Source organism: Pseudomonas sp. Eth.TT006, assembly GCF_054456575.1.
Window position 1 is genome coordinate 1 of record NZ_JBTJEN010000034.1, and the last position, 7,602, is coordinate 7,602.

6 protein-coding genes are annotated in these 7,602 nt (G+C 60.3%); 2 read left to right on the forward strand and 4 right to left on the reverse strand.

All coding sequences use genetic code 11. The annotated features are described in order from the left end of the window. Positions 1 to 228 precede the first annotated feature (228 nt). From ACXR0M_RS27155 to ACXR0M_RS27170, 4 genes are all read right to left on the reverse strand, one after another. The gene (locus tag ACXR0M_RS27155) at positions 229 to 384 is read right to left on the reverse strand and encodes a DUF2474 family protein (protein WP_458834679.1); all 156 of its coding nucleotides are present in this window, start codon (positions 382 to 384) and stop codon (positions 229 to 231) included. Further along, positions 371 to 1,387, reverse strand: coding sequence for a cytochrome d ubiquinol oxidase subunit II (gene cydB, locus ACXR0M_RS27160; RefSeq protein WP_458834680.1), 1,017 nt, complete (start codon positions 1,385 to 1,387; stop codon positions 371 to 373). Before cydB ends, ACXR0M_RS27155 begins: the two co-directional genes overlap by 14 nt. A gap of 17 nt (positions 1,388 to 1,404) precedes the next feature. Then, positions 1,405 to 2,820 (reverse strand): cytochrome ubiquinol oxidase subunit I, encoded by a 1,416-nt coding sequence (locus ACXR0M_RS27165; RefSeq protein WP_458834684.1) that lies wholly within the window; start codon positions 2,818 to 2,820, stop codon positions 1,405 to 1,407. Between the two features lie 106 nt (positions 2,821 to 2,926). After that, entirely contained in the window at positions 2,927 to 5,251 is a 2,325-nt protein-coding gene (locus ACXR0M_RS27170) for an FdhF/YdeP family oxidoreductase (protein ID WP_458834681.1), read from the reverse strand. A gap of 358 nt (positions 5,252 to 5,609) precedes the next feature. Between ACXR0M_RS27170 and moaA the strand changes: the two genes are divergently transcribed. Both moaA and ACXR0M_RS27180 read left to right on the forward strand, forming a co-directional pair. Next, the gene (gene moaA / locus ACXR0M_RS27175; RefSeq protein WP_458834682.1) at positions 5,610 to 6,608 is read left to right on the forward strand and encodes a GTP 3',8-cyclase MoaA; all 999 of its coding nucleotides are present in this window, start codon (positions 5,610 to 5,612) and stop codon (positions 6,606 to 6,608) included. Between the two features lie 36 nt (positions 6,609 to 6,644). After that, entirely contained in the window at positions 6,645 to 7,544 is a 900-nt protein-coding gene (locus ACXR0M_RS27180; protein ID WP_458834683.1) for a bestrophin family protein, read from the forward strand. The last annotated feature ends 58 nt before the right edge of the window (positions 7,545 to 7,602 follow it).

Genomic DNA, 7,602 nt, shown 5'->3' on the forward strand with positions numbered 1-7,602 from the left:
GCTTTCGCGAGCAAGCCCGCTCCCACAGGGGATTACGGCTGGATGAAGGATTTGGAGCTAACCGCGATCAAGGGTGGGAGTGGGCTTGCTCACGAAGAGGCCGGCATATTCGGCATCAATGGCGACTGACCTGACGCCTTCGCGAGCAAGCCCGCTCCCACAGGGGCATCAGTGGCGTTAAGAATTGCGGGCAAAAAAACCGGAGCCAAGGCTCCGGTTTTTTCATTTTCAGTGCGTCCTCATCCCTGCTGCATACATCGCCAGTTTCAGCAGGCTCGCCACTACTGCGAGCGACACCACACTGCCCAGCCAGATCAACAACAGCCAGCCCAGGCGCTTGTACCAGCGGCTGGTTCTGACCTCACGCGAATCAATGGTAGCCATCGCCAATCCTCACTTTGCCGCGGAACACGTAATAGCTCCAGAAGGTGTACATCAGGATCACCGGCAGGATGAACAGTGCGCCGATCAGGGCGAACAACTGGCTCGAGGGCGGAGAAGCCGCTGCCCACAGGCTGACCGACGGCGGGATGATGTTCGGCCAGATGCTCAGCGCCAGGCCGATGTAACCGAGCAGCATCAGCACCAGCGTGAACACGAACGGCCAGTGGGTATGACGCTGACGCAAGGTGCGCAACAGCCCGAACAATGCCAGCAGCGCCAACGTCATCAACCCGGCGAACACCATCAAGTGTCCGCTGGTCGACCAGCGAGTGGCCAGCTCCGGGTGCAACTTCAGCGTCCACGCACCAATCACCACCACCATCGCAGTCAGCAACCACGCCAGTGGTCGGGTGAACAGACGCATCCGCGATTCGAGCATGCCCTCGGTCTTGACCAGCAACCAGGTGCTGCCCAGCAGCGCATACGCCACCACCAGACCAACGCCGCATACCAGCGGGAACGGCGCCAGCCAGTCCAGGCCGCCACCGGCAAACTGCCGATCCACCACGGGAATGCCCGACACATACGCGCCGATCACCACGCCCTGAGAGAACGTCGCCAGCAGCGAGCCGCCGATGAATGCCTTGTCCCACCAATGGCGTTTCTGCGGTGACGACTTGAAGCGAAACTCGAACGCCACGCCACGGAAAATCAGTCCGCAGAGCATCAGGATCAGCGGCAGGTACAACGCCTCCAGAATCACTCCATACGCCAGCGGAAAAGCGCCGTACAACGCCGCGCCACCGAGCACCAGCCAGGTTTCGTTACCGTCCCAGACCGGGGCGACGGTATTCATCATCACGTCGCGTTCCTGCTCATCGGGGATCAGCGGAAACAGGATCCCCAGCCCCAGATCGAAGCCGTCCATGATCACGTACATCATCACCCCGAAGGCAATGATCACGCCCCAGATCAACGAGAGATCGATACCTTGAATACCCATGATTCGTTGCTCCTTTATCAGTGGATCCGGGTCGCGGATTCAAGGTGATCGGTCGCTGCCGAAAGCGGCCGGCGCGGTGTCTGCAAATGTTCATCCACAGGCGGATGTTCGTGATGCGGCTGCGGCCCCTTGCGTACCAGTTTCATCATGTAGCCGATGCCCACGGTGAACACCGAGCAGTAGATCACCACGAACAGCAGCAACGAGGTGCTCATCTGCGCCACCGAGTGGTGGGACGCCGCGTCATGGGTACGCATCAGGCCGTACACCACCCACGGCTGACGCCCGACTTCGGTAGTGATCCACCCGGCCAGCAGCGCGATCAACCCGCTCGGCCCCATCAGCAATACCAGACGCTGGAAGCCACGATGCTGATAGAGCTTGCCACCACGGCGCAGGGCCAGGCCCAGCACACCGACGAGGATCATCAACATGCCCAGCCCGGCCATCACGCGAAAGCTCCAGAAGATGATGGTCGAGTTCGGCCGATCCTCTTTCGGAAAGCTCTTGAGCGCCGGGATCTGTTTGTCGAGGCTGTGGGTCAGGATCAGGCTGCCCAGGTACGGGATTTCCAGCGCGTACCGGGTTTTCTCCGCCTGCATGTCGGGGATACCGAACAGCACCAGCGGCGTCGGGCCGTTGTCGGCGTTTTCCCAGTGACCTTCAATGGCGGCGATTTTTGCCGGTTGATGCTCCAGAGTGTTCAAGCCATGGGCGTCACCGACCACTGCCTGAATTGGCGCAACGATCAGCGCCATCCACAACGCCATGGAAAACATCTTGCGCACCGGCGCCGTGTTGTTGCCGCGCAGCAAGTGCCAGGCCGCCGACGCACCGACAAAGAACGACGTCGCCACGAACGCGGCAATCGCCATGTGCGCCAGACGGAACGGGAACGACGGGTTGAACACGATCGCCAGCCAGTCCAGCGGCATCACCCGACCGTCGACGATTTCGAAGCCCTGCGGGGTCTGCATCCAACTGTTGGAGGCGAGAATCCAGAAGGTCGAAATCAACGTGCCGATGGCAACCATCACCGTGGCAAAGAAGTGCAGGCCACGGCCGACGCGATTCCAGCCGAACAGCATGACCCCGAGGAAACCGGCCTCGAGGAAGAACGCCGTCAGCACCTCATAGGTCAGCAACGGCCCGGTGATGCTCCCGGCAAAGTCCGAGAACCCGCTCCAGTTGGTACCGAACTGATACGCCATGACCAGCCCCGAGACCACGCCCATGCCGAAGTTGACGGCAAAGATCTTCGACCAGAAGTGGTAGAGATCGCGATAGGTGTCGTCACGGGTTTTCAGCCACAGGCCTTCGAGCACCGCAAGGAAACTCGCCAGGCCGATGGTGATCGCCGGGAAGATAATGTGGAACGAAACCGTGAACGCGAATTGAATTCGCGCCAGGTCCAGTGCCTCCATGTTGAGCATGATGATGTCCTCATCCAGGCTGAAAAGCGGCAGCACGTCGCCGGGCCACCGCCAGGCGTGAACGCCTGCAGCCAGTCAAATTGCTATGGTTTTTATGAGTAGCGGGTCAAGCCACCGACGACGGGATCAGGTTGCTGACCTTGGCCGCTTCGAGGCGAATCGCGACGAATTTGGAGGTCGGCGTGTAGGTCCGGTCGCCGTAGCTTTCCAGCGGCACCAGCGGATTGGTTTCCGGGTAGTACGCCGCCGCCTGACCGGGCGGAATGTCGTAGGCGATCAGAGTGAAACCGCTGACCCGACGCTCACGATCGTCATCCCACAGCGCCACCAGATCGACCTTCTGCCCCGGTTCGAAACCGAGCCGCTGGATGTCCTGCTCGTTGGCGAAGATCACATCGCGCATGCCGTAGACCCCGCGATAACGGTCGTCAAGGCCGTACAGCGTGGTGTTGTACTGATCGTGCGAACGCATGGTTTGCAGGATCAGATGCGGCTTGACGGGCAGGTTGCGCACGCCTTCGCTGATCAGGTGTTCCGGCAGCACGCACGGGGTGAACTGGGCCTTGCCGGACTCGGTGTTCCAGACCCGGTCCGAGGCGTCGTTGCCAAGGTGGAAGCCACCCGGGGTCAGCAGTTTTTCGTTGAAATTCTCGAAACCCGGAATCACGTCGCCGATCAGGTTGCGGATGCGCCCGTAGTCGCCCACGACCCACTCCCAGTCGATTGGATGTCTGCCCAACGTGGCGGCGGCAATCCCGGCAATGATCGCCGGCTCGGATTTCAAATGCGCAGACTTCGGTTTCAGTTGACCGAACGACAAGTGCACCATGCTGAAGGTGTCTTCCACGGTCACGCCTTGCGGACCTTCGGCCTGGATGTCGATGTCGGTGCGGCCCAGGCACGGCAGGATCAACGCGTCGCGCCCGGTCACCAGATGGCTGCGGTTGAGCTTGGTCGAGATGTGCACGGTCAGGTCGAGTTTGCGCATCGCTTCGTGGGTGCGCGGGGTGTCCGGTGTGGCCTGGGCAAAGTTGCCACCCAGACCGATGAACACCTTGGCCTCGCCCCGCTCCATGGCACCGATCGCCATGACGGTGTTGTGGCCATGCATGCGCGGCACTTTGAAGTTGAAGCGGTTTTCCAGTGCGTCCATCAGCTCCTTGGGCGCCAGTTCGTTGATGCCCATGGTGCGGTCGCCCTGCACGTTACTGTGACCGCGCACCGGCGACAGGCCGGCACCCGGACGACCAACGTTGCCGCGCAACAGTTGCAGGTTGATGACTTCCTGCAGGGTCGGCACCGAGTGCACGTGTTGGGTCAGGCCCATGGCCCAGCACATGATCACGCTCTTGGCGCGGCCATACATGCGCGCTGCCAGTTCGATGTCGTGCAATGGCACGCCGGACTGCTCGAGGATGTGCTCCCACGACGTTGCATCGACTTGCGCCAGATAACTGTCCAGACCCGAGGTGTGCTCGGCGATGAATGCGTGGTCGAACACCGGTTCGCCGCCGCTGGCCTGAGCTTCACGCTCCCACTGCAGGAGGAACTTGGCCATGCCGCGAATCATCGCCATGTCGCCACCCAGCGCCGGGCGGAAGTACGCGGTGTTGGTCGCTTCCCAGCCATTGCTGAGCATCTCGATCGGGTTCTGCGGGTTCTGGAAACGTTCCAGGCCACGCTCCTTGAGCGGGTTGATGCACACCACCTGCGCGCCGCGCTTCACCGCTTCACGCAGCGGTTCGAGCATGCGCGGGTGGTTGGTGCCGGGATTCTGGCCGATGACGAAAATCGCGTCGGCGTGGTGCAGATCCTCGTAGACCACGGTGCCTTTACCGACGCCGAGGGTCTCGCCCATGCTCACCGCACTGGCTTCGTGGCACATGTTCGAACAGTCGGGAAAATTGTTGGTGCCAAAGGCGCGGACGAACAACTGGTAGAGAAACGCCGCTTCGTTACTGGCCCGGCCCGAGGTGTAGAACTCGGCTTCGTGCGGCGATTTCAGGCCCTTGAGGTGCTCGGCAATCAGCGCGAATGCCGCTTCCCAGGTGATTTCCACATAGCGGTCGATCCGCGCGTCGTAACGCATCGGATGAGTCAGGCGGCCCTGATATTCCAGCCAGTAATCGCTCTGTTCGGCCAGGCTCGACACCGTGTACTTGTTGAAGAACGCCGGATCGACCAGGCGCCCGGTGGCCTCCCAGTTCACCGCTTTGGCGCCGTTCTCGCAGAACTTGAGCATGCTCGCGCCGGGGGCTTCACCCCACGCACAGCCCGGGCAGTCGAAACCGCCGTTCTGGTTGGTCTTGAGCATGGCGCGGATGTTTTTCAGGGCGTTTTCACTGCCCAGCCAGCTTTTGGTCAGGCTGATCACAGCCCCCCAACCGGCAGCGGCACCCTTGTAAGGTTTGTAACGGTCGACTTGTGACATGGGACATCTCCATGACGATGCACACAGGCGGGAACCTGATCTTGGTTAAACAGCGACGGCCGACTTTGCACAGCAATAAAGTGGTCATTTCAGTTGCCGGAACAAGGATATGAACCGATACAAAATATTGTCTAATCGCTATTTATGACCACGTTATCGAAACCGTCTATCACGGCGAAAAGTCCTTTATTCACGGGGTGTTACGAAACTAATAGCACTAACATTCAACGAAAAAAAATTGATCATCGACGTCATCAATCAGTCGTTCATTAACAGTGATTGGACGTCCTCGGAAGTTGCCCATAACCTGCGCCAACCTGTTCCGTTGATACGGACTTCTCACTCCTGCGAGGCTGTCATGTCAGAGCGTGTCTTGATCGATGGTTACAACCGCCGCGTCGACTATCTGCGCATGTCGGTCACCGACCGCTGCGACTTCCGCTGCGTCTATTGCATGGCCGAGGACATGCAGTTTCTGCCGCGTCAGCAGGTCCTGACCCTGGAAGAGATCTATCAACTGGCGCAGAGCTTCGTGGGGCTGGGCACGCGCAAAATCCGCCTCACAGGCGGTGAGCCGCTGATCCGTCCGGGCGTGGTCAAGTTGTGCGAGCAGATCGCCGCCCTGCCCGGCCTGCGTGAGCTGTGCATGACCACCAATGGCTCGCAGTTGGGCAAACTCGCGGCGCCGCTGTTCGATGCCGGGGTCAAACGTCTGAACATCAGCCTCGACAGCCTCGATCCCGAGCGCTTCAGGCAGATGACCCGCACCGGTGATCTGGCGCAGGTGATCAACGGCATCGATGCCGCGCGCAAGGCCGGTTTCACCCGCACTAAACTCAACGTGGTGGTGATGCAGGGGCGCAACGATCAGGAGATCAACGACCTGGTGAGCTTCGCGATTGACCGCCAGCTCGACATCTCCTTCATCGAGGAAATGCCGTTGGGGATCATCAGCGAACACAGCCGGGCGGAGTCGTTTTTCTCCAGTGCCCAGGTACGCGAGAAAATTGCCGAACGCTTCACCCTGATCGAGTCAACGGAGTCGACTCAGGGCCCGTCACGCTACTGGCGCGTGGCCGAAGCGCCGGACATTCGCCTGGGTTTCATCTCGCCGCACAGTCACAATTTCTGCGGCACTTGCAACCGGGTGCGGCTGACCGTCGAAGGTCGCCTGCTACTGTGTCTGGGTAACGAGCATTCGGTAGATCTCAAAGCCGTGCTGCGCGCCCATCCGGGGAACCCGCAGCGGCTGGAGAAAGCCATCGTCGAGGCGATGAAACTCAAGCCGTATCGGCATAATTTCGAAGTGAACGACGACGTTCAGGTCGTGCGCTTCATGAACATGACCGGCGGCTGAAACCGCCCTCACCCAGCGTAACCGGGATCACCCAGCATGATCATCAGACCCAAGGTCAACCAATTCGCCATCCTCTTCACCCTCAAGGGTTCGATTGCCAAACGTATTGCCCTGCGCACCTTGATGGTCACCCTGCTGGCCTCGGCCATCGTCCTGATTGAAATCCTGCATCCGAGCAACTTCACCAAGGTCAACGCCACGCCGTTCACCCTGCTCGGGCTGTCGTTGTCGATCTTCATGAATTTTCGCAACAACGCCTGCTATGACCGCTGGTACGAAGCGCGCAAGGCCTGGGGGGATGTGCTGGTGCACATTCGTTCGGTGATCCGCGAAACCCATGTCATTCGTGAATCGGTGCAGCGCAAACCGTTGCTGCTCAATCTCTGCGGTTTTGCACATGCGCTTAATGCGCGGTTGCGCCGGGAAAGCGAAGCGGCAGCCAGCAGCGCCTGGATCACCCCGCAACACGATGCGCAGGTACCGGATTACAGCGGGCGGATTCTGCAGCAGGTCGGCCAGCAGTGTTCCGACCTGCATCAGAGCGGCGAGCTGAGCGAGTGGCGCTACATGCTCCTGGCCAATCACCTGACCAGCCTGACCCAGGCACAAGCGGTGTGCGAACGGATCAAAAACACCCCGCTGCCCTTCCCCTACACCTTGCTGCTGCACCGCACGATCTACCTGTTCTGCATCCTGTTGCCATTCGCCATGGCCGAGCCGCTGGGCTGGTTGACGCCGCTGTTCACCGCGATTGTCAGCTATACCTTTTTTGGTCTGGATGCGATTGCCGATGAACTGGAAGACCCGTTCGGCCGCGACGAAAACGATCTGGCCACCGACTCGCTGGTGCGCACCATCGAGCGCGATATCCTGTCCGAACTGGGTGTGACCGACCTGCCGCCAATGTTGCTGCCGGTGGACTATGTACTGAGCTGATCCCGACCTGCACCCACATTCCTGCGGGTTTGATGTTCACCCGCAAAATGGCCGAGTG